The following is a 22,983-nucleotide window of genomic DNA, read 5'->3' on the forward strand; positions in this document are numbered from 1 at the left end:
TGCTCAGGCCGGGTCGATGACCCGGATCGGGGCGCCGGCGAGGAAGGCTGCCACGTCCTCGACCGCCTCGCCGTAGAAGACCTCGTACGTGCTGCGGGTGACGTAGCCGAGGTGCGGGGTGAGGACGGTGCGCGGGAGCGTGCGCATCGGGTCGTCGGCCGGGAGCGGCTCCTGGTCGTAGACGTCGAGGCCGGCACCGGCGATGCGGTTCTCCCGGAGCGCGTCGACGAGGGCCTTCGTCTGGACGATCGGCCCGCGACTCGTGTTGATGAAGACGGCGGTCGGCTTCATGCGCGCGAAGTCGTCGGCGCCGATCAGCCCGCGCGTGCGCCGGGACCACAGCAGATGGAGGGTGACGACGTCGGATGTCCGGAAGAGCTCCTCGCGCTCTACCCGCCGCACGCCGTGCTCGGCAGCGCGCTCGTCGGTGAGGTTCTGGCTCCAGGCGACGACGTCCATGCCGAACGCCTGGCCGACCGTGGCGACCTGGCTGCCCAGCCGGCCCAGGCCGACGACGCCGAGCCGCGAGCCGGCGAGGTCACCGCCGATGGTCTGCTGCCACCCGCCGGCGCGGACGGCGGCGTCCTCCTGGGGGATGTGCCTCGTCACGGCCAGGATGAGTCCCCAGGTCAGCTCGGCGGTGGCCGTCGGCTGGGAGCCGGTGCCGCAGACGGTGATGCCCCGCTCGTTGGCCGCGGCGATGTCGATGGACTTGTTCCGCATGCCGGTGGTGACGAGCAGCCTCAGGTTGGGCAGGCGTTCGAGGACCGACCGCGGGAACGCCGTCCGCTCCCGCATGGCGACGACGACGTCGAAGGGCTCGAGGCGGGCGACGAGCGCGTCCTCGCCGTCCACGGAGTCGTGGAACTCGACGACGTCGGTGGGCTCGGGCAGGCGAGACCAGTCGGTGAAGTCGGCGGCCACGGACTGGTAGTCGTCGAGGACGGCGATGCGATGCACGGTGTCGGTCTACTCCGCCGTCCGGACTAAACGACAGCGCCCCTCCGCGGGCTTTCCGGGGAGGGGCGCTGTCGGTGGTCAGACCCTGGGGATCAGGGGCGGCGGGTCTGCCCGCCGCGCTTGGCCTGGAAGTCCGAGATGGCCTTCTTGATCTTGGCCTGGTTCGCCGGCTTGCGGGCTTCCTGGATCGCCTTGGCGGCGATGCCGGACGCCATGAGCTTCTTGAGCATTCCCATGTTCGCCTCCTAGTGGTCGTTCGGTTGTCCTTCTCGTGCCCGAACGAACGGAGGCTCAATCACGATCCCGGAAGCGTCCCCCTTACCGGTTCAGTCCGCGCTCCCGCTGAAGATCCCGCCCAGGCCGGCCCCGGTCTTCTTGTCACCGGCGCCGGCGTTCTTCTCCAGCGCCTTGGCCAGGCCGTCGATGGTGACCGACTGCAGGATGACCCGGCCGTTGCCCTCGACCGTCGCCAGGGAGAAGCCCTCGCCGCCGAACATGGCGTTCATGACGCCCTGCTTGTTGAGGCGGCCCACGCGTTCGACGCCGTACCGGATGTTCTGGTCCCACGCCACGATGCAGCCGGTGTCCACGCGCAGCTTGCCGCCGTAGTCCGCCGGGTTGATGTCGATGAAGTCGCCCGCGCCGCCGATCAGGAGCGTGCCGACGCCGGTGAACTTCTCCAGCACGAATCCCTCTCCGCCGGAGAACCCCGAGCGGAGCCCCGAGAAGGCGATGTCGAAGTTCACGCCCGCCTCCGCGGCGACGAAGGCGTCCTTCTCGGCGAACCAGGTGGTGCGCCCGTCGAGCTCGATCGCCCGCATCTCACCGGGCAGGACGCCGGCCAGCGCGAGCAGCCCGTCGCCGCCGCGCGTCGAGAAGTGCGTGAAGGCGAACGACTCCCCGGCCAGCACCCGCTTCCCGGCGTCCATGGCTCCGCGGAGCAGCCCGCCGAGTGCGCCGGATCCCCCGACCTGACCGCCGCCGTTCGGCTGCGCCCCGGGCGAGGACGGCGCCGACATCTTGGTCTCCATGGCGACGTCGCCGGAGCAGAAGAGGAACTTCCCCGCCTCGCTGTAGACGACCTGCCCGGGTCGCAGATTGACGATCGCCATCTTGGTGGTGGTGCCGACGAGCTGGACGTCGAGCGTCATGGGTACCCCTTCCGGTCCGCCTGGCAGTCTCCCCCCTGCCACGCACCGGAACCCACCACGGGGCCGGGATCAGCCGACGGCGTCGGCCTCGGCGGGAACGCTCTCCAGAACCTCGGGCTGAGCCATCGCGGCGCCCTCGGGCATCTGGGGCGCGCGAGCCACCCACGGCCGCAGCGGCTGGAGGACATCGGTGTAGAAGCCCTCGACCGCGTGCACCACGCTGGGGATGAACGCCCCGCGCACCCCGGACCGCTTCGTCCCGAGCGGCAGGCTGCGGGTGAGCGTGAAGGAAGCCACCTCCGCCTTGCTCGAGGCGATCAGCGCCGCCGGCTTGTCCCGGACGTCGCGCAGCAGCTCGCACGTCGACTCGGCGTTGGCGAAGGCGACGTCGATGAGCAGGTCGTCCGGCGCCTCCTTGAGCTGTCGCAGCAGCCAGGTGATCCGGCGCTGGGCGGTGCCTTCCTCCGGGGCGGGAACCTTGGTGCTCACCCGCACCTGACCGGTGCGCAGGTCGGCGATCGCGGTGACCGGCCCGGCGGCACCGGGGACCTTGAGCGTCGCGGACAAGCACCCCGTCTCGACGAGCGCCTCGACCCCGACGCGCGTCCGGGTGACCGGGTCGGTGGCGAGCTTGCGCGGCAGCACATGGGCGACATTGACGCCGAGTTCGGCGGTGAGACGCAGGCTCAGCTGCCGGACCAGGCGGATCCAGGCGTCCACCACGGCCGGCACCTTGCGATCACCGGCGCGCAGCGTGCCGGCGGCGACCGCCTCCCGCACCGGCACCCACGAGCCGCCCATGTCGTCGAAGCCCGCCGCGCCGGAGCGCGGGTGCTGCAGGTAGCGCACGAACTCGTGCAGCAGCCAGGCCTGAAGCTGGTCGTCGACGCCGCGGTGCGCGAGGACCATCTGCGCCTCGTGCAGCACCTCGGCCCACGACAGGTGGAAGAGCGCGACCTTGGCGAGCTTGCGCCGGTCGACCTCCACCGGGTGCTCACCGGCCGCGGGGGCGATCTCGTTGGACAAGGTGATGACGGCGTCGAAGCCCTGCTGCCGGGCGACGTCCAGGTAGTTCTCCACCTGGTCACGGCGGAGCTGGCCGCTGCCGGTCTTGGTCTCCAGAAGGCCGGTCCACACCCGCGAGCCGCGAGCGATGCGGATGACGCCGTCCGGGATGACGACGCCCTCGCCGCGCGGAAACGGCACCTCCAGGTAGGTCTCCAGCGTGCCGGCGGGCGCTCCCAGCCGGGCGGTGATGCCGCGGCCGAGTGGGCGGACGGCCATCATCGTGGCCAGCAGAGCGGACGTCGCGCGCCGCTCCTGCTCCTCGGCGTTGCCGACGCCGACGATCGAGAACAGCCGGGCGGCGGTCCACGACTCGTCGACCGCGAGGCGGAGGGCCGGTGCGGTGGCCTTGACCGCCGACTGCTTGCGCGTGCGCACGCCCTTGGCGGAGGGGCGCCCCGCGGCCGAGGCCGGGACGGCTGCTTCGGCGGGTTGCTCGACCAGGGTCAGCTTCGGCGCGGGCAGGTCGATGACGACGGCGAGGGCCTCATCGGGGCTGTCGGACTCGAGCTCGACGACGTCGACCAGCTCGTTGCTCTCGGCCTCGCTCAGCACCTCGAGTACCTCGGGTGCCTCGGTGACCGGCTCGACCGGGGCTTCCGGAGTCTGGGACGCGTCGTCGGCCACGGTGACGCCGAAGTCCTGCGCCAGCCCGGCCAGGCCGGACGACCAGCCCTGGCCGACGGCGCGCACCTTCCAGCCGTCCCCGCGCCGGTAGATCTCGCCGAAGAGCAGCGCCGTCTCCTCAGCCGCGCCGGCGACGGCGTAGCTGGCCAGTGGCGTTCCGGCAGGGTCGAGGACGAGCAGGCGAAGGCCCTCGAGAGCGCCGAAAGTCCCGGCACCCACGCTCGCCGTGACGGCCACCGAAGTGATGTCCTGCGGGAGACTCTCGAGGTCCAGCGCCAGGCTCTCCTGGCTGCCGGTCTCGGTGCTGCCGCGTCCGAGGTACTGCACCGACCCGTCGGAGGAGACGGGCTGGTTGTAGAAGACGAAGTCCTCGTCGGAGCGAACCCGGCCGGCGTCGTCCAGCAAGAGCGCCGAGGCGTCGACGTCGACGTCCTCGTCGGCCTGGTCCCACGTCACCACCACGCGAAGCCGAAGGACTTCCGACGGAAGCGGTGCGTTCTGACCCTTGCTGAGCTCTGCGCCGACCATCAGCGGATGGTAAGCACGCGGAACCCTTTGGTCCGGTACCCCGCCGGGCCGCTCGCCCCGCTCGCCCCAGGAGACGCCCTGCGTCCCGCGCCGCGGAGCCGTACGGTCCGGCCATGGCGGATCGAGCGTTCACGACGGTGCTGGAAGGCGGCAGCTACTTCGAGGGCCCGCGCTGGCACGAGGGCAGCTGGTGGGTGTCGGACTTCTACCGGCACACCGTCAGCCGGGTGCTTCCGGACGGCGGCGAGGACATCGTGCTGGAGGTGGAGAACCAGCCGTCCGGGCTGGGTTGGCTGCCCGACGGGTCGCTGCTCGTGGTGTCGATGAAGGACCAGCGGCTGCTGCGGGTCGCCTCCGACGGGTCCGTCTCCACCCACGCCGACCTGTCCGACGTCTGCGGTGGGCATCTCAACGACATGGTGGTCGACACGTCCGGCCGCGCCTTCGTCGGCGATTTCGGGTTCGACCTCATGGGCGGCGGCTCGCCGGCGTCGGCCTCGGTGAAGCGGGTCGACCCTGATGGCACGGTCACGGTGGTGGCCTCCGATCTGCTCTTTCCGAACGGCTCGGTCATCACTCCGGACGGCGGGACGCTGATCGTCGGCGAGACGTGGGGCAACCGGTTCACGGCCTTCGACATCGCCGCGGACGGCTCGCTCACCAACCGGCGGGTCTGGGCGGCGATGGGGCCGGAGCCGGTGGGCAACTCCGTCGAGGAGCTGATGACGCAGATCGTGGTCGCGCCCGACGGCTGCACTCTGGACGCCGAGGGGCACATCTGGGTCGCCGACGGGTTCGGCTCGCGGGCGCTGCGGGTGGCGCCGGGCGGTGAGATCGTCGACGCGATCGCGGCGCCGGACGGGATGGGCGTGTTCGCCTGCGCGCTCGGCGGGGACGACGGCCGCACGCTGCTGATGTGCTGCGCGCCGGACTTCTACGAGCACACGCGGGCACCGGTGCGTGAGGCCGTGCTGGTGTCGACGGAGGTCGCCGTCCCCCACGCCGGCCTGCCCTGACGGCCGGTTTGACGGCTCACGGTCGCTCGGTTCGACTGGGCCGGTGACCTTCTCCGCGCTGTCCCATCTTGAGTGCTCCCGGGACGGCTCGCGGCACGACGGCGACGTCGTCCAGGGCACGTCGACGCTGGGCGCTCCGTTGCTGGCCCGGTACGACCTCGACCAGGTGACGGTCACCCGCGACGAGATCGCCTCCCGGCCGCCGACGCTGTGGCGGTATCACGAGCTGCTGCCGGTGCGGGATCCGGCGCGGGTCGTCTCGCTCGGGGAGGGCATGACGCCGCTGCTCGATCTGCCGCGGCACGGCGCCCGGCTCGGCGTCCCGGGGCTGCGGATGAAGGACGAGGGCCTGGTGCCGACGGGCGCGTTCAAGGCGCGCGGTGCGGCGGTCGGTGTCTCCCGGGCCGCCGAGCTGGGCGTGAAGGGCATCGCGATGCCCACGAACGGCAACGCCGGTGCGGCCTGGGCCGCCTACGCCGCGCGGGCGGGGCTCGACGCGCTGATCGCGATGCCGGTGGACGCGCCGGAGATCACCCGCCGGGAGTGCGTGGTGACCGGCGCCGAGCTCTACCTGGTCGACGGGCTCATCGGCGACGCGGGCGCGCTGATCAAACAGGCCGTCGCTCAGCGCTCTGGCTACCAGGACACCTCGACCCTGCGCGAGCCGTACCGCATCGAGGGCAAGAAGACGATGGGTTTCGAGATCGCGGAGCAGCTGGGCTGGCGCTGCCCCGACGTGATCCTGTACCCGACCGGCGGCGGGGTCGGGATCATCGCCATCTACAAGGCGCTGTTGGAGCTGCGCGAGCTGGGGTGGATCACCGGAGACCTGCCCCGTCTGGTCGCCGTCCAGGCCGCCGGCTGCGCGCCGATCGTCGACGCGTTCGACGCGGGGCTGGACGAGAGCACGGCGCCGGCGCACCCGCACACCGTCGCGTTCGGCATCACCGTGCCCAAGGCACTCGGCGACTTCCTCGTGCTCGACGCCGTGCGATCGACCGGCGGCACGGCGATCGCGGTGACCGACGAAGCGCTGCTTGCCGCGCAGTGGCAGCTCGCCCGTGACGAGGGCACCTGGGTGTGCCCGGAGGGGGCGGCCTGCTTCGCCGCGGTCGCGCAGCTGCGGGAGTCGGGCTGGCTGGACGGCAGCGAGGACGTCGTCGTGCTGAACACCGGCACCGGCCTGCTCTACCCGGACACCGTGCCGGTCGACGTTCCGACGCTGGCGCGCGACGGGGTGATTCCGGATCGCGGCTGACGGGGTAGACGACGGCGTGCCAGCTCCCCCACCGGTCCTGCTGCTGGACGTCGACGGAGTGCTCAACGCCGTGTGCCTCGACCTGCCGGAGGGCTGGCAGCGAGGGACCTACAACGGCTTCGTGCTGTCGTGGGACCCGACCGTCACGGCGCGACTGCGCGCACTGCACGAATCCGGCCGGGTGGAGCTCCAGTGGCTCACCACCTGGACCGAGAACGCCGACAAGCTGTTGGCCGAACCCATGGGGCTTCCGCGCGGGCTGCGGACGCACGGACGGGAGGACGTCCTCCCCACCGGCTTCGAAGGCGAGCGCCGCGGCATCTCGGGGTGGTGGAAGCTCGCCGCCGCCCGTGCGCTCGCCGAGGCTGAACCCGGCCGGCGGATCGTGTGGATCGATGACGACCTCGCCGAGCAGGCCGCGGACACCAGCGAGTGGCTCGCCGCGAATGCCCACGTGCTGGTCGTGGCGCCGGACTTCTTCGTCGGACTCACGCACGCGGAGCTGGACCGGGTGGAGGCCTGGCTCGCCGATTCGTCCGAGGCGCGCTGATGCCGTCCATGCACCGGTCGCACCGGGTCGCCGGCGCGCTCGTCGGCTCGGCCGTCGGTGACGCCTTGGGCACGCCATTCGAGTCCGGTCCGCCGGGCCAGTTCTCGGCCCGCTTCCCGGTGCCGGCCCGGGGCTCGAAGACGGAGATGTGCGGCAGCGAATCGCTGGAGCCGGGTGAGTTCACCGCCAGCACACAGCAGGCCTTGGTGTTCGCCGAGTCGCTGCTCGAGCGCGGAGGTCTGGACGAGGCCGACCTCGCCGATCGCCTCTGCACGTGGGGCGGCGACCTTTCGGTCGGACCGACGACGAGCGCCGCGATCTGGTTCTCCCGGTTCGGCTCCGAGACGACCATGGACGCCGCGCGACGGATCTCGGCGCTGACGAACGCCGATCCAGCGGCCGGGGAGGCAGCCGCGACCTTCCACGAGCTGATGCGGGCGGCGCTGGACGGCGACGACCCCCTGGCGTCATCAGAGACCGACGTAGCTGTGCACAGGACACTCGAACGGGCCCTGTGGGCACTGCGGAAGGGACGCAACTTCGCCGAGGTGATGCAGTTGGCGATCGACGTCGGCGACGAGACCAACACGGTGGCGGCCGTCGCCGGCGGGCTCGCGGGTGCGGTCTTCGGGATGGGCGGGATCCCTATGCGCTGGTCGTCGGCGGTGCACGGGCGGGTGCGCGGGTTCGGCGACCGGCGATGGGGTCTGGCGGAATTGCAGGAGCTGGCGGCGGCACTGGAGGGGAAGCCGCTGGTGCACTACTCGCCCGGGGCAATTCCGCGGATCGGTCCACGAGAGGTGCTGCCGGGCATCTGGGCCGGCAATCTCGACGGGGCGAGGCACAGCGAAGAGGACTTCGCGGTTATCTCGCTGTGCCGGCTGGGCGACCCGTTCCCGCACGAGGTGCACCGGATGGCCTACATCGCGGACAACGACTACAACCACGACGTCGACGCCGTGCGCGCCGACGTCCTAGACGACGTAGCCGCGCTGAGGGCTGAGGGCCACAAGGTGCTGGTCCACTGCCACGCCGGCGCCTCGCGCACCGGCCTCGTCCTGCGGGCGTGGCTGATACGAACCGAGGGCATGTCGGTCGAGGAGGCGACGGCCCAGGTCCCTGAGAGATGGCCGCACCTCGGAGTGTGGAACCACAGCTTCACAACAACGCTTGGACGGCTCCATTCGGGCATCGAGACACCCGCCCCACGGTGGGGGTAGAGGCTAAGTGATCATTCCCATGCACCGTTGTGCCGCCGCCATGCCGGCGACCCACTCACAGCAGCACCGGTCCCGCCAAAAGTGCGCGTCGGAAGTTGCAGGCCCCAAGCCGGACGCGAGATGCTCTGACGCGCCGGCCTAGTGGGGCTTGTCGCCATGGGCTCGTACTTCAGCGCAGTTGGCGAAGCCCTTGCGAGAGATCGGATGTGGTGAACTCCGTGTTCTACACAAAAGCCGCACACGCACAGATCACTCAACTGACCGTATATGAGGCCTGGACTTCCGCCACGTGGGATAATCATGAGTACATGCCTTTGCTCGGGATAGGCTGGGAAGAGGCAGCCAGAGAGCTTTCCGCAGAACAGGATCGGATCAACTCGGCTAAAGGGAACTTCGCAAAGGCCGAAGCGACTCGTATCGAGAAAGAGGAAGAAGCCGAGTGGGAGCCTGAGTCCTTTGGATTCCTAGACCTTGGCGTTAAAGGCCTCGTTCTCGCCCTATCCGCTGGGGGCTGCTGCCCCATCACGAGCTGCAACGGTTTGCCAGGCCATCTGGCGGGCCGACCCCTAGTCGCATTCATCGCCGACCTCCAGCGGCTCCATATTCTGGATGGTCTTGTGAGCCAAGCTCGCGGGTGTCGACTGGGTTTCGGTGACGGGCGAGTGGTGGTCAGCGCGGACACCCATGAACCACTCTTGGAGCTCGCCAGATCGATGACCGCCGGCCACGAATACTTCTCGGCGAGCAGCGAGCCTCGACGCCCCAGATCGCTGGACGACAGTGGTTTTGCCACAGACGAAGAGAGGAATACTGCGCTCCTCTATCCCTCGTGGGACCGGCGGTAACGCCCGTCCTGACCCCCAACTTGTCTTAGCCGACAGATTCCATCCACTCGGCCTCGAGCTACAAGCGCGTCCTCCTCCCGGGTACGCGTGCGGGGGATGTGGCGCCTCACCGCGCGAAGCCATTCCGCCGTCCCAATCGCGCCCACCCAGACGACCGAACGAAACCGTCGGCCCCCGCACCACGCCTCCATCACGCCAAGAAACTCGACAGGCCATGGCATGATGTTGCCGTGCCCTCACAATCACGAATCATTCATGGCGACGATCTGTTATACAGATTTTTTCAAGAAGCTTTCGAGAACGAGGACGCACTCGAGTCTGGACTGACGCAACAACTACTGGGCAGTATGGCCATATGGCTTCCCGTTGACCTCTATGCCGCCTGGCCCATTCTCCTTCCCTGGGTCGTCCGGGACCCGAGCTGCCGCGGAAACAAGCGTATGGGCATGCCCGACTCATGGTCGAGTCCGGATGCTGCGGGGTTTCTTCGTGATGACAACTCGTTGGTCAAGGCACTCCCACGGGCGTTGACGATACGCGGGAGTCGCGACTCTCGCTTGGCCAATGTTCGCATGGGCAGCGAGTTCGTCGCCGCCCACATCTGGCGACAAACAAGACTGCCTGGCCCTTTGGCGAGCCGACTACCAGAGCTCAACTCTTTCGTGCCCAATATCGTCTGGCTTCCCCGCCAGATTGCGAAGTTGACGGACCGGGAAGGCAGCCTGATCCAGCAGGCCCTCCAAGCTATGGCCGTGCAAGTTTACCGACATGCCCCAGTCAATCAGGCCGTACGCGGCCACGCCGAGCGCAGTTGGGATCTCTTGCCCGAGCCCGCGATCACTGTGCGTCCAGTCGAAGCAGCATCATTGAACTGGTTCATCCCCACGGCAGGCTTCTACCGCACGCGAGAGAAGCGACTACGAACGGTGATTAGGGCCTTGATGCTCCTCGAGGAGGGATTACCACTGGACGAGAAGGTCGTCACAACCAGGTATACGCGGGGCCTGCCTTTGGTTGAGGCTGAGGCCCGCCGAAGGCTTCTTCGGCAACTGACATCCTTCTATCCTGGCTAGCTAGGCCCTGCGGGCCGTCGCGCCATAAATGAGGCGACTATCCTACAGTCTATGACGGATCGGTTCGTGCCCACGGCGAAGGGCAGTCATCTTGCGGCCAGAAAGTCCACAGACACCGAGCCCGAAGTGCGCCTCCGCAAGGCGGTGCATTCACTAGGTCTAAGATTCCGCCTCCATCGGCAGGTGATTCCTCGCTGCACGCCGGACTTCGTCTTTCCCGCACATCGCGTCGCAGTCTTCGTCGATGGATGCTTTTGGCACGGTTGCCCTGTTCACGGCAGGACACCAAGAACGGGCCCGAACGCCGAGGTGTGGTCGCGCAAAATACAAACGAACCGCGACCGGGACCTCCGAAACGCGCAAGATTTGCGGTCGGCGGGATGGAGGGTCTTTAGAGCTTGGGAGTGCGACATCCGTCGCGACGTCATGGATATCGCCATTCGAATTGAGAGGTTAGTGCGTGATTCCGATTAGGGTTGCGAAAAGGACCGAGGTCGCCGGATTGCAGAGCATGCCGCCAATGATCGACGCGGCATAGTCGGGTTGAGCGTGCCCGTCCTTGCGCCGGTGCGCACAGTCCAGGCAGGTTGCGACCTAGGGCAAACCCGCCGGCCAGACGTATTGAAGGGCGAAACGATGGGACCTGCGTCGTACTTCGAACGATCACACGACCCTGGATCCCTCAGACGCCGGTTGGGCACGACGTAGCCTGCTGTCCGAATGAGCAATTCCTTAGCAGCGGGCATCCTTGACAGTCCGGCGCGCTGGACGTGCAGACAGACTGCGCGAGCTGCCGTACGGCAGCCATGCGCAAAGGCGCCTCCGCACCAATGCCGACGAGGCGCGCTAGATCGACCCGACCATCGGTGAGTGAGTTCTGCCGATCCGAAGTTGTCCCAGCAACTCGGGCAGCAACACGGATCACCGCAGCCGTTATAAGTAGCACGTCTTGGTTCGTGAGAACACGGAAAAGGCGAGCTTCAGCGGCTCCGAACGCAACCGCCGAGGCCACTTTCGAAGCTGCATCCCAGTCGACGCCCTCTTCGCATACGGAAGACAGGCGAAAGAGCGCCTTCTGACTGGCGGGGCGCGGAAGGCATAACCCTACTTTCTCGAGCGCCTCAGCCCCTAGGCGGTCGACGCCCCTGACCACCTTCATCGCACGGCGCAGGTCTTGGAGCGGCGTTCGGGCCGTCGCCAAAACGACCGCCATGACTGCTGCCGCGGGTGTCATCTCAGGCCCCGGGAACATGAACCAGTCGTCGCCCGATCGTAAGTCATCCGCCCATCTCGCGAGAGCTGCTCCAATGGTGCTCTGCTCGACCCCCGGGTGGCCTAAACAGGCTCGACCTGGACCGGGCGGGCGAAGGGCACAGGCGGCAGCCATGCCCAACAACGGCGGGACGGCGTTCCCAATCTGTCGAAAAGCATCGCTGCGAGTTCCTGAGAAGCGGAACCTATCGGGAAACGTCTGAATCCGAGCCGCCTCGCGAACCGTGAGCGTCCGGTGCTCTTGAGGGTGGATGTACCAGTACCCGTCCTTGGCGATGTGCGCAGTGATTGAACGGCTGAGCTGGTCCCAGGCTAGCCGCTTGTATTTGTCGTCGAAGGTCTCGGACTTGTACCGGCGCAGCCTTTCAGGGATGGCCGAGTAGAGCGTCGTCGCATCCATCAGTTCGAAGACCTGCCGGTCGTCCGGTCGCACTGCCCTAGTCATGTGATCGTGGACGACTGTCCGCGGCGCACCGGACCGAAGGCGGCGAGCAAGTGACGACAGACCGACCGGAGCCTGGTACGACAGTTCTCGTGCACCCGTCGTGTCCTTGAGGGGCGGTAGGTCAGCGATTGCCTGCTCAAGCGTCACCTGCCGGACAGTTTCCTTCGGCCACTTGAAGCCTATGCCGTCATTACGCGCGAGGACAATCAGGCGCTTCCGATGCTGCGGCACTCCGTATCGCCAGGCATCGACCAACCGGACTTCTGTGTTGTACCCCTCGTGCTCCAAGCGGTCAACGATAGTACGAACCACCAGAAGGTCGTCCCCGAGAGCCATATCGGGCACGTTCTCCATCAGGATGGCACGGGGCCGAAGGCGCATGGCCACATCTAGGAATGCGGCCCACAATTCCTTGCGATGATCGTGCTCGTCGCGCGTGCCGGCCTCAACAAGGCTGCGGATTTTGCTTCGCCCCGCGCGACTGAAAGGCTGACATGGGGGACCACCAGCAACCAGGTCGATTGGGACTTCCTCAAGCATCGCAACGAGTTTGTGGCGCGCGGCCGGGTCACCGAGGTCTAGGTCCAGCGCGAGACCAGGCATGTTGTGCCGATGTGTCTCGAGCGCTCGTCTATCGTGGTCGACGGCGGCGGCGACCGTCCATCCTGCGTCCTCGAGTCCCAGGCTCAAACCTCCCGCGCCCGAGAATAGGTCGACAGCTAGCCGCTGCCCGGCTAAGACTCTTGACTTGGCCCAGTCCACAAAGGTGGCTTCCGTAGCGTGTTGTGGATGCGGGGGGAGATCGAGCGGGCTGCTTCGCTCGATGCGTACTCCGTAATGACTCATTGCGGCATGCTCTCTATCTCGGTTCGGTCCACGACCACGGGAACGGCCCGTCGGAAGCGCTTACGACCAGGACAACATGAAAAGACCCAGAGTGCAAACATGGTCGAAGACAGGATCTAGGTGTGTCGCTCACGTTCGCCATGTCATGACCCTTGGACGTGCCCGCGCCAAGACGCGTCCTCGGGGCGCGTCGCCGTCAGCCAGTAGCTGCACGCGGACATGGCGAGCGAATATCGAATGTTGCTCACGCCCGCCGGCAACCCATCAGGAAATGAGCTGGCAGTAAGCCGGGGGAAATCCCCATCTACGCGATACAGCTCCTCCGCCAGAACTCGGTATCGCCGCTCGTGGTGATGAGCGTGTGCTGGACTATAGCCACGATCAGCAATCGCAGAGAGGAATACGTGTAACGTGGCAGGGTCAAGCCGCAACAATGCTCGGATTCGGTCCACCAGCACCGGCAACGTGTTCGCGGCTAGGTCATCTCGCTGAAGATGGAGGCTAAAGAGGTAGAGTGTGCCGACACTGGGCTCATCGAGTTGCAGTAGCCCGTTTATCGTGTGGCTGACATTTCCCACCGAACCAACCGCCGACGCCTTCACTTCCACCGAATAGGCAGGCCACTGGAAGTCATGCGTTGACGGATCCGCACCGGTCCACCCTGCGACTGTCTCTGCGTTTACATCAATCCATCGCAAAAGGAACCAGAGCTCACCAAATAGTCCGACAGCGTCCTCCGGACTGAGTGCGGAGGAGTCCATTCCCCAGAACCAGCGCCATCTAACAAGGGCGTCCGCAACCGCATCGAGCCTTGCCGGGGGTGATATTGGGCCAAGCGTGCTACACAGTTCGGCCGCGACCGCAGCGAAAGTCGAAACGCCTGCCTCCGACAAGCACGTAAGGTCGAGATAACTGGCGTCAACTCGCTCGGGTATGCGGTTGACTGTGACCGTCATCGATAGGCCGTGGGTGGTCTGAGGCGGCGCTTCACTGCCGGGCGGCACCTGGATGAGCAGATGGACCCGGCGCTGCGCATCAACGGCCGCCCAAAGGCCGACACCCATCTCGCGCGCCTCGAGCAAGGCCTCCTCGCGTGGAGAGGGCAACTCCCTCCAGATTCGGACGAGCTCTTCGGGCGTCAACGTCGGCCTTGGGGGGCTGAGACGTATTCGACGGTGGCATCACTTGAACTTGCGGGAAACTGAATTTGATATGCGATAACCGTCGGGGCGCCCACGGAATCGACGTACAACGGGATACGAGTCGAACTGCCTGACCTGGGCTGCGATTGGGCACTGATGGGGTACAGAACGAGGTACCCCTCGCGGGCGTCGCGTTGCATTCGCAACGCTGCGGCGAGCGTGTCGGCATTTCCGTCTCCGACGGCGGCCCGCGCCGCGGCAATCGCGGACGCTTCCAGCCCGAAGAGGTCGTCCTCGGGTTCGGTGACGACACCGAGACTAGTTGGGTCCTTAGCCAACCTCGTACGCGCCTTGAGCGCAATCTCTGGCCGGCCGACGACCCCGAGGTCATCGCTCCCCAGCTCAGGATTTTCGGCCTGCGCGGCTGACAAGAGGACTCGCCAACGGGTGAGCTCCCGGTTGCGTACCTGGAGCTGAATGTAGTCGAGCACACTCTGAGGATCGATACTCGGTTGCCTGAACACGGGGAAGTCGCCTAGGAACCGCAAGACCTGCTGGGCTGGGATATCGGTCCAGAACGGCCTGCCGCTATCCGTCTGCGGACTCCCAAGAGAGTTCAGGAATTCTCTGGTCACCTTCAACGACTGACTGATAGTTGTCCGATCATCGATGATACGAACAGTCTGCACGCGCTGTCCGGAGTAGTCCAGACTGAGCTCTTCCGCGGCACGCATCTTATTCGGTGCAGTCACCAGCATCGTCGGATGCATTCGAACCTTCGGGACGAACTCGCGCGGAGTTAGGCGTTGCGTCTCATAAAGGGCGATCTGATTTCGAAGTTCTTGCTCGGCAGTCGCGAGGTCGTGAAAGCAAGAAACGAGAAGCTGCGTGCTGTAGAGGCGAGTGAGGTCAACGTAGCGGCCGCGATAGCCGAACCAACGACCCATCTGCATGAGCGTGTCATAATATAGGGTTTCCCGAACATAGAAGGACGTAATGAGTCCTTCGATTGTCACCCCCCGGCTAAGCTTATTTCCCCCAACGAGGACGGCCTTAAGGGTCGGCTCGGCATCAAAATCGGCAGTGTCGAGGTGGTCAGAGTTAAGCACCCGAACCGGTATGCCGTCCCGAAGTAGGTCATCGAGATATGGCTCAATGGACTCAAACGCTACGTCCAGGCCTACGTCCAAGCTCACGGTTACAGGACGGAATTCTCTGTTCCACCTGTCGACAAAGGCGGGCCGTGAGACCTCTCGCTCGTAGCGCCACTGCTGGCGGATCACTGCCAGCTCATTGCGGATGTCCTCTGCCAGCGGATTTTGAACGGCACGCCGCATGTCCGTGTGCACGAGCATGGTGCACGGCTCGTCCCGCCCTGCTCGGTGCAGCCAGCCGGCCGCACCGAGCAAATAGTCAACCAAGGCCTGCCTCAGGGAGGGCGGTACCGCAGGGATGAACGTGTCCCGCTCGCCGCGAGGGGGGACCACATAGTCGATTTCATGATCGGGAACAATCTCTATGACATCTAGTGCCTCAACAGTGATCTCCCCTTCGCCGGCGAGTCGGTCGCGGCCGAATAGTCTTTCAGCGCCAACGTAGTTCCCCCCCGGGGGAGACGGAAGACTGATGATGAAGTCACGCGGGAATAGGTCGTCTCCGCCATCGGCATCCGACGCCGAGGGGTCGATTAGAACATTGGCGAAAGGTGTTGCAGTGTAGGCAACGTAGCTGCTGCGGGCGAAAAGGTTCAGCAACTGGCGAATACGCAGGTTAATTGCGCTTGGATCAAGCTCGTCGGCGGCTGGGGCGTCCCCATCGTAATCGTCCGGATCGAGATCCGTTAATTCCGCCACGGCCCTGTTACCGCCTGTGTTGACTGACGCCTGGTCCGCCTCATCATCGATTATCAGTACCGGAACGTGGTCAGGGACTCGGCCGCGCATCCAAGCAAGGAGCCGATCCAATCTGGATTTATTCTTTTTCAGGACAAGGATAACGTGGTCATTCCCCTGCAGGAGAGCTCCATTCACGGCCGCGGCGTCGAAATCACCCCACGGCTCGCCGTTCGTCATCCACACCCAACGATTGCCCGGCGTCGGCAGCCCCACACCTATCGTGTCTTCATGCCCTAGGTCTCGCTGAAGGCGTCTCTGGGTCTGCATGCGAAGCGAGTTGTGTAGGCCGGACAAGACTATGACAATCCTGTATCCCGCATCGGCCGCCTTCGCGATAAGGGCGCTGAAATTGGCCGTCTTTCCACTTTGGACATGCCCAACCACGAGTCCGCGAATGTCGAATGGGTCGGCCGCGCCGGGATCGCCCAAGTGGGCGAGCACCCTATCGCTGGCGATGTCGAGACTGTCGATCTCGAAATCCATTCGACGCAGGTCATGAGCGAGAAATCGCCGCTGCCGGAGCCAGTAGTAGCCCTCGGCCGAGTTCCAGTCTTGGTACCACGGCTGAGGGCCGCCGGTACTGGAGAACTCCGTTGGCCTGAGGACCTCAATCGTCGTAGAAGTCTGCTCGCGGTAGCGCTGAAGGACGCGGTCGTGCATCTCAGCGGGGATGAGGTGCCCCGCCTCGGCGAGCGCCCCTTCGTCGGACAGTCCGCGTGTGCTCATGAGCACACGCAGCAGCACGACGAAATCCTCGACGTCATCACCAGCCGAGTTCATGTGCAATCTCCGGATTCTTCTCGCGCAGTGCGCGCACGATGTCGGTCAGGGCGTCTGCGCGCCCGGCATGGGCGGCTGCCGCCTCGAGGGCGGGGCGCAGATCCGCAAGCGCAGCCGGGCCCTTAGGTTGAGGCGAGTCAAAGCCATCCCCACCCGGCGGTTTTGTGGGTGTAGCCCCCGCGGACGAACGAGGGGGGGTGCCTGAGTCGCTATGCGTCTCGGGTGCGCGCGGTGTCGAGTCGCTCGAAGGGCCCGCCGATGCGGTAGGGCTCGGCCGTGGCGGCGTTGCGCCGGTCCTCTGTCGAGTCGTCCGGTAGCGACGGTTCGCAGCCGCTGCCACCCGGCTGATGATCGGCTCCAGCGCATCGCGGAGTTCCCCAGGAAGCCTCACGCTCGCCTTTGAGATGTTGATTCCGAACGCATGGTCGAGGTTGGGCGCAAAGTCAAGTGCAACTCGAGCAAGTTTCGTATGCTCATCGACAGTTCGGATTCGGCTCCAACCCCCCCACTGGACAAGCCGGTTCGCGCGATAAACGTAAAACCCTTGCTGCCGGTTCCACTTGAGAGGCCCGGATGCCCGCTGCCAAGCGTTGGTACTAGAGAATTCCTGCCGCTCAGGAAGAACGTAGGGACGGATCCGAACAATCCCGGTTCCCCCAACAGTCGCGAGCGTGATGTTGGTTTCCGGGTGCGCATCAGTAGCCTTCTCGTCCCGACAGAACGGATCCCAGGGCGCGACATCCTGGCCATTTACCCTAAGCTTCAGTCGGCGCCCCGGTGCCTCGCCCGCTAGGAACCGATGGAATACCATGCCGAGGTGTTCTTCGACTTCCTGCGCGGCACTGAGCATTCGCCTGTGCGCCCACGTGCCGTACGGGTCTTTGTAGTCGAGAACCCGGTCGAGGTTTTCCCACAACACGACGGTGCCGGGAGCTGCCTTCAACGGCTCAGTAAGGTGGGCAGGACGGTCGGAAGGCTCGACCACGATGGCTTCCCACCTGTTGGTGCGCGCGATGTGGTCAAGGTCTAGACAGCGTGCCTCTATCCGAGCTCGCTGCAGTCCCCTGCGGGACGCTACGGTAACGCGGCGACACTGCGATGTAGACGCCGATTTGAGTCCGAAGCCGAACTTGCCGAGGTCGTCTTCGGAATAGGCGCGCTCGGATCCGTAACGCAATGACTCGGTGAGCGTGCCCGCGTCCATTCCAGTGCCGTTATCTGCGATACGTATCCAGGATCCTTCACTGTCGAACCGTAGGTCGACGGCGACAGTCGTGGCGGCGGCAGCGATGCTGTTGTCGACAAGGTCGGCGACCGCTTGAGTGAGCTCGTACCCGACGTCGCGCAGGGACTCGATCGTTCGAGACGCCGACGGGACGACCGGCTCGACGCGCAGCCGTCTTGGTGAGGCCGTGGCCGCCAATGAGTCTCCCGAGTTTCAGTACAGGTCCGTCAAGCTGGGCTCCCGCCAGACTAGGTCCGACGTCCGACAATCCAGGATCCCGGCGTCTCCCGGCGGGTCGGCGGCGTCGGGCCTGGACTTGCGTGCCGGACTGCCGAGCACCACACGGGCCTAACGTTCGCGCAGCCGGCGGATTCATGTCACAGCGCCGCTGACTCCACCAACCAACAGAGCGCGTTCACACCCCGCAGTTGCTGGGGCGTGCGCACGGGTGCATCAAGCAGGACCGGGCTCAGTACCGCGACGGCCAGCGCCTGTGCCCGCGACACCGCCACGTTCAGTCGGTCGAGGTCGTAGAGGAACGAGACGCCGCGGGGCGCGTCGTCGGCGCTGGTACTGGTCATCGAGTAGATGACCACTGGCGCCTCTTGGCCCTGGAACTTGTCCACGGTGCCGACCCGCGCGCCGTCGGGCAGCGCCGCCTTGATCAGCGCGACCTGGGCGTTGTACGGCGCCACGACGAGCACCTGCTCTGGGCCGATCCGGGACTCGACACCCTCATGGTTCCGCCACGTCGCCCCCTGCACCGACTGCCACAGGCGCGCGACGACGTCCGCCTCCTGCTGGCTCTTGTCCGCCGCCGTCAGCACGTGCCGAACCGGGTGCACCCGCAGCCCGCTCCCCGACAACGGGCCCTCCCCCAGCACGGCAACCCGCTCGCGACCCGGGGCCGCCTCGAGCCGGCCCTCGTAGGCCAAGTCGGACACGAACGCGGTCAGGGCCGGGTGCATCCGGTACGAGCGGTCGAGGAAAACGCCGCGCTCGGGCGGGATGGTGGCGTGTCCGTCGAGCAGGTGCTCGAGCGCCGAGGCGCCGGACTCGCCCGGGTGCACCGCCTGACTCGGCTGGGCCAACTGCTGTGGGTCGCCCAGCAGCACCATCGACCGCGCACCCCGCGCCACCGCCACCGCGTTGGCCAGCGAGAACTGCCCGGCCTCGTCGACCACCAGCACATCAACCGCCTGCGCCACGTCCGCGCGCGTCCAGAACCACGCCGTCCCGCCGACCAGGTTCACGTCGCCGACCAGAAGCTTCCGCGCGACCACCCCGTTGTCGCTCGACCAGGCCACGCCTGCCGAACCGCAGTGCTGGCTCTCGTCGCACTTCTGCAACGCGGGCCGCCCGACCGCCTTCAGCACGTTGCCGATGACCGCATGCGAGGTCGCCGTGACGCCGACCTTCTTGCCGGCGTCCAGCAGCTTCCGGATCAGTTCCGCGGCGGCGGTCGTCTTGCCGCTCCCCGGCGGGCCCTGGATCGCCAGCACTTCGCCGTCCAGAGCGAGCCCGAGCCGCACGATCGCGTCGGTCGTCGACTCCCCCTCACGCAGCTGCGTTCCCATGGGAACGCGCCGCTGGACGAGCGCCTGCCCGAGGCAGTCGCGGCCGGCCAACACGTCCTCCCCGGTCGCCTGGATCGCCTCGCGCAGGCTCTTCGTGTTCAGCGGACCGCCCGGTCCCAGACCGCGCGGTCGCGGCGCGGCAGCCGTCGTCTTGAGCACCAGTCGGCCGGCCACCGGGTCCAGCTCGAAGACCGTGCCGACCTTCTTCGACGAGTCGACGTCCAGGGCGTCGTCGCCGATCGACAGCTTCGTGTCCTGCACCGGGAACGTGTACTCGTACAGGCGGCTCTTCTTCTCCGCGCCGCGGTCGACCGGCTCTGACAGCCCGCCGAGAGCGGCGCCGTCCGCGATGAGCGCCTCCTGGTCCAGCGTCTTCAACCGGAAGACGTCCCACCAGGCCGGGCGATCCTCGCGGCGGTGCCAGCCGACGAGGTCGCCGAGCAGCTGGTGACCGGCGTCGTGCAGCCGCCCGGCCAGCTCCAGCTCCGCGGCCTCGACGTCGCTGATCGGTCCAACGGCCGTGTCCGACTCCAACGCAGGACGTTGCTGAGGCCCGTGCAGAGCCTCGAGTTCGGCGCGCTGCTGTTCCAGCCACTCGTGCAGCTCGCGGGTCGAGTCAACGTCGTCCTTGTTGTAGGACTCGATGTCGTCGAGCTTCTGCTGGTCTCGGTCGTCGAGCCACTGCTCGTACATCAGCACGCTGCCGAGCCCACTGGCCACCGCACCCTCGTGCGACCGGCCATAGAACGCCTCGACCTTCTTGATCGAGTACGACTCCTTGCTGATCCGCATCGACTGCCGGACGACGGGATAGAGGTCGACGAACCGCTCCTCGCGCAGCAACTGGTCCAGCTCCGCCTCGCGGACGCCGTAGCCGCCGGTCAGGTTCTTGAGCGCGGTCACCTCGTAGGGCGCGTAGTGGTAGACGTGCATCGACGGGTCGGCCTGCGCGGCGGAGACGATCCGGTCGACCAGGTCGGCGACCATCTGCTGCTCGGCGGCCCGGTCGTGCGCCCACAGCGGCGTGAACGCGCCTGCCCGATCCCCGAGGCCGGCGAGGTACTCGATGCCCGCGCCGTCCTCGAACCAGGGGTCGCCCTCGAAGTCGAGATAGAGGTCGCCCGGGCTCGGCGGCGGCAGGCGCAGCAGTCCGAGGCCCGGCTGCGGGTCGAGCAGCGTGCGCGACGGCTGCCCCGTGGTCCGCTCGCGGAGCTGCTCCGCCGCCTGCTGCTGTAACCGAGTGCGCGCGTCGGCACCGATGCCCGACGACTGCAGAAGCTCAGGCGACGCCGTCGCCAGGTCGTACAGGGTCGCGATGCCGGCCGCCCGCAGCGCGTCCCGGTGGTCGCCGCGCATGAAGGCAACCAGTCCGAGGTCGTCCGCCTGCCGCAGCTCGGTGTTGCAGCGCTCGGCCCAGCGGCACTGCTCGCAGTAGCCGATCGGCGAGGGACCGGTCTCCGGCGGCGCATCGACGAACGCCTCCAGCCGGGCCCGCGCCCGGCGGGCGTAGGGAGCGACGTCGATCAGCCGCCACGGCCGCGAGACGCCGTCCCCGGTGACGACGTGGATGAACTCGGGGGCCACCCCCTGCAGCACCGTCAGCCGTTCGGCGTAGGTGGCCATCTGCAGCAGCGCGGCGACCTTCAGCTTCCGTGCCAGTTTGGTGTCGGCGATCTCGTACGACCAGTCCCCGAAGGCGGAGCGGCCAGGCACCTTCAGCAGGAAGTCGGACTGCCCGCCCCAGGCGCCGTCGAAGAACGTCCCCTGGTAGACGACGTCGACGCCGCGGCGCATGGCCTCGACCGTCTCGGCCTCAGCCTGACGGCGTCCAGGAGCGTCGAAGACGGTCTCGATCTCCGTCACCGACTTGCCGGACACCTTCAACGACGCCAGGTACTTCTCCTCGTGCGCCATGCCCCGGTCGAAGACGAACTGCAGCTCCTCCGTCGTCTCGACGTCCGGCGCCGCCCACTCCCCCGTGGCCACTCCGAGGTCGAGCCACGTCAGGTGCCGGCACTCCTGATGGGCGGTCAGGTCGGTCGGGCTGAGCACCAGCCGCCCGTCGAGTTGCTGCATCGCCCGTGCCTCCGTCGTCCGCGGTCTCGCGAGGCCGGACCGGCCTGCCGGTGGATGAGATCGGACGGTACTGACAGGTTGCGTAGATCTTGGCCGTCGAGGGGAGGAGCGAGCGACTGACCTAGGGCCTCACGTCACCGCGATGAGCGAATCATCTCACTGACGTGGAGATTGGCTCCAGGAAGAAGAGTTCCTGGGTGCTGTTGTAGTCGACGACCCGAGCCACGATGCGCAGATTGTCCCCGGTGCCGATCGTGTCCGGAATGTTCGAGCCCGTCAGGTGCAGATCGTTCGTGATGTTGACGTCTTGGAACTGAAAGTTCGGGCCAGCCGTGGATGTTTCGCTGTAATCTCCGGCACCGATCAGAATGTCATATCTCGTCGTGTAATCGCCATGATTGTTCAGGTAGGCGATGTTTCCATCGAACTCGATGGTCCTGCCCCGGTACGTGGCTGCGAACTCTCCGACCGCAGGCACGCTCGCGTCCGTGATCGCGACCAGCGCTGCCAGATCCGCGTTGTTCTCCACCGTCAGGGGCTCGTCCTCGGCGGACGGTGTGGGGACGGCCGGGCTGCTCACCACCGGCTCCTGAGCAAGCTCGCCACCCGTCCCGGCGTCGGCCTCCGTTGCCGACGCGGTCGGCTGGGATGGGCCGCCACTCCCCTGCGTCCCGACGACGACACCGACGAGGATCCCGAGCAGGACCAGCGCGGCGGCCGACACGGCCAGAAGCTGCACCTTCCGATCCAGGCGGCGGAAGGCCGCCAGCGCCGCCGTACCGAACGTCGTGGGCTTGACGCGGCGGAAGGTCAGTTCCGTCCGCAACACTCCTTGGTTCCGGCTGTCGACCTCCCAGCCGTCCTTCTCCCACTTCGCGATCGTCTTGGCTTCGCTGCCGCGGATTGCCTGAACGGACGTGAACTCGTACTGCGCGTCGTCGACCACTGATGGACCGTAAGCACGGCGGACGGCGCACCGTGGGTGCCGCTCGGCCGTCGTCGTGCCACTTCCCCCTCTCGGGACACGGCAGGAGCAGCAACCACCTGACTTCCCACAGGTGTCAGGGCCGTCGTCCGACCGTGCGCGTCGCGCTTGCGCGGCACGCGGCTCGCCTCCCGCTCGACGATCTCGACTGATGTTCCCGATCCACTTCGCCACCACGGACAGGACACGGCCCGTCCTGATCCTGACTCGTGAGCTGGTGCGCCCGCACCTCACTCGCGTCACCGTCGCCCCGATCACCAGCACCGTCCGTGGGGCTGTCCACCGAGGTCCCGGTCGGACGGGCGAACGGGCTGGCCATCCCAGCGTGGTCGGTTGCGACAACGTCGTCACCGGCCCTGCAGGCGGCATTCGACCTCGACGACCTGACGGTTCACGGCTGATTCCCCAGCCTCTCGCGATATCTGCGCCAGGGGGCCACGTCATGCT

At 66.8% G+C, this 22,983-nt stretch carries 14 protein-coding genes; 5 read left to right on the forward strand and 9 right to left on the reverse strand.

The features are described 5' to 3' along the window. Positions 1-3: 3 nt before the first annotated feature. The 4 genes from E4P38_RS13930 to E4P38_RS13940 form a co-directional block, all read right to left on the reverse strand. On the reverse strand, positions 4-960 hold the full coding sequence (locus E4P38_RS13930) for a D-2-hydroxyacid dehydrogenase family protein (RefSeq protein WP_135132410.1): 957 nt from the start codon (positions 958-960) through the stop codon (positions 4-6). 92 nt (positions 961-1,052) lie between these two features. Further along, positions 1,053-1,196, reverse strand: coding sequence for a hypothetical protein (locus E4P38_RS22940; protein WP_167760557.1), 144 nt, complete (start codon positions 1,194-1,196; stop codon positions 1,053-1,055). Positions 1,197-1,286: 90 nt separating this feature from the next. Next, the gene (locus tag E4P38_RS13935; RefSeq protein ID WP_135132411.1) at positions 1,287-2,111 is read right to left on the reverse strand and encodes an AIM24 family protein; all 825 of its coding nucleotides are present in this window, start codon (positions 2,109-2,111) and stop codon (positions 1,287-1,289) included. A 69-nt stretch (positions 2,112-2,180) separates the two neighbouring features. After that, positions 2,181-4,331: a TerD family protein gene (locus E4P38_RS13940; protein WP_135132412.1), complete on the reverse strand. Its 2,151-nt coding sequence runs from the start codon at positions 4,329-4,331 to the stop codon at positions 2,181-2,183. A gap of 113 nt (positions 4,332-4,444) precedes the next feature. On the opposite strand from E4P38_RS13940, the gene E4P38_RS13945 reads away from it, so the two are divergent. The 5 genes from E4P38_RS13945 (at position 4,445) to E4P38_RS13965 (ending at position 9,220) form a co-directional block, all read left to right on the forward strand. After that, entirely contained in the window at positions 4,445-5,347 is a 903-nt protein-coding gene (locus tag E4P38_RS13945; RefSeq protein WP_135132413.1) for an SMP-30/gluconolactonase/LRE family protein, read from the forward strand. 43 nt (positions 5,348-5,390) lie between these two features. Beyond that, positions 5,391-6,605: a threonine synthase gene (locus tag E4P38_RS13950; protein ID WP_135132414.1), complete on the forward strand. Its 1,215-nt coding sequence runs from the start codon at positions 5,391-5,393 to the stop codon at positions 6,603-6,605. Positions 6,606-6,621: 16 nt separating this feature from the next. Beyond that, on the forward strand, positions 6,622-7,155 hold the full coding sequence (locus tag E4P38_RS13955) for an HAD domain-containing protein (RefSeq protein ID WP_135132415.1): 534 nt from the start codon (positions 6,622-6,624) through the stop codon (positions 7,153-7,155). Next, positions 7,155-8,375 carry an ADP-ribosylglycohydrolase family protein gene (locus E4P38_RS13960; RefSeq protein WP_245161019.1) on the forward strand — a complete coding sequence of 407 codons (1,221 nt, stop codon included), beginning with the start codon at positions 7,155-7,157 and terminating at the stop codon, positions 8,373-8,375. Before E4P38_RS13955 ends, E4P38_RS13960 begins: the two co-directional genes overlap by 1 nt. Positions 8,376-8,584: 209 nt before the next feature. Next, on the forward strand, positions 8,585-9,220 hold the full coding sequence (locus tag E4P38_RS13965) for a hypothetical protein (RefSeq protein WP_135132416.1): 636 nt from the start codon (positions 8,585-8,587) through the stop codon (positions 9,218-9,220). Positions 9,221-10,975: 1,755 nt separating this feature from the next. On the opposite strand, the gene E4P38_RS13975 is transcribed toward E4P38_RS13965, so the two are convergent. The 5 genes from E4P38_RS13975 to E4P38_RS22945 form a co-directional block, all read right to left on the reverse strand. Continuing rightward, positions 10,976-12,856, reverse strand: coding sequence for a DNA cytosine methyltransferase (locus E4P38_RS13975; protein WP_135132418.1), 1,881 nt, complete (start codon positions 12,854-12,856; stop codon positions 10,976-10,978). 1,138 nt (positions 12,857-13,994) lie between these two features. Then, positions 13,995-16,673 (reverse strand): Z1 domain-containing protein, encoded by a 2,679-nt coding sequence (locus E4P38_RS13985; protein ID WP_135132419.1) that lies wholly within the window; start codon positions 16,671-16,673, stop codon positions 13,995-13,997. Further along, a complete protein-coding gene (locus E4P38_RS13990; protein ID WP_135132420.1) occupies positions 16,657-18,096 on the reverse strand; it encodes an ATP-binding protein in 1,440 nt (479 codons plus the stop codon). The genes E4P38_RS13985 and E4P38_RS13990 overlap by 17 nt, the downstream gene beginning before the upstream one ends. A 179-nt stretch (positions 18,097-18,275) precedes the next feature. Further along, complete coding sequence (locus tag E4P38_RS13995; protein ID WP_135132421.1) at positions 18,276-21,551, reverse strand: TM0106 family RecB-like putative nuclease; 3,276 nt, start codon at positions 21,549-21,551, stop codon at positions 18,276-18,278. A gap of 151 nt (positions 21,552-21,702) precedes the next feature. Further along, positions 21,703-22,497 carry a DUF4839 domain-containing protein gene (locus E4P38_RS22945; protein WP_167760559.1) on the reverse strand — a complete coding sequence of 265 codons (795 nt, stop codon included), beginning with the start codon at positions 22,495-22,497 and terminating at the stop codon, positions 21,703-21,705. Between the last annotated feature and the right edge of the window lie 486 nt (positions 22,498-22,983).

Source organism: Blastococcus sp. CT_GayMR16, from assembly GCF_004570875.1.
Lineage (GTDB): Bacteria > Actinomycetota > Actinomycetes > Mycobacteriales > Geodermatophilaceae > Blastococcus_B.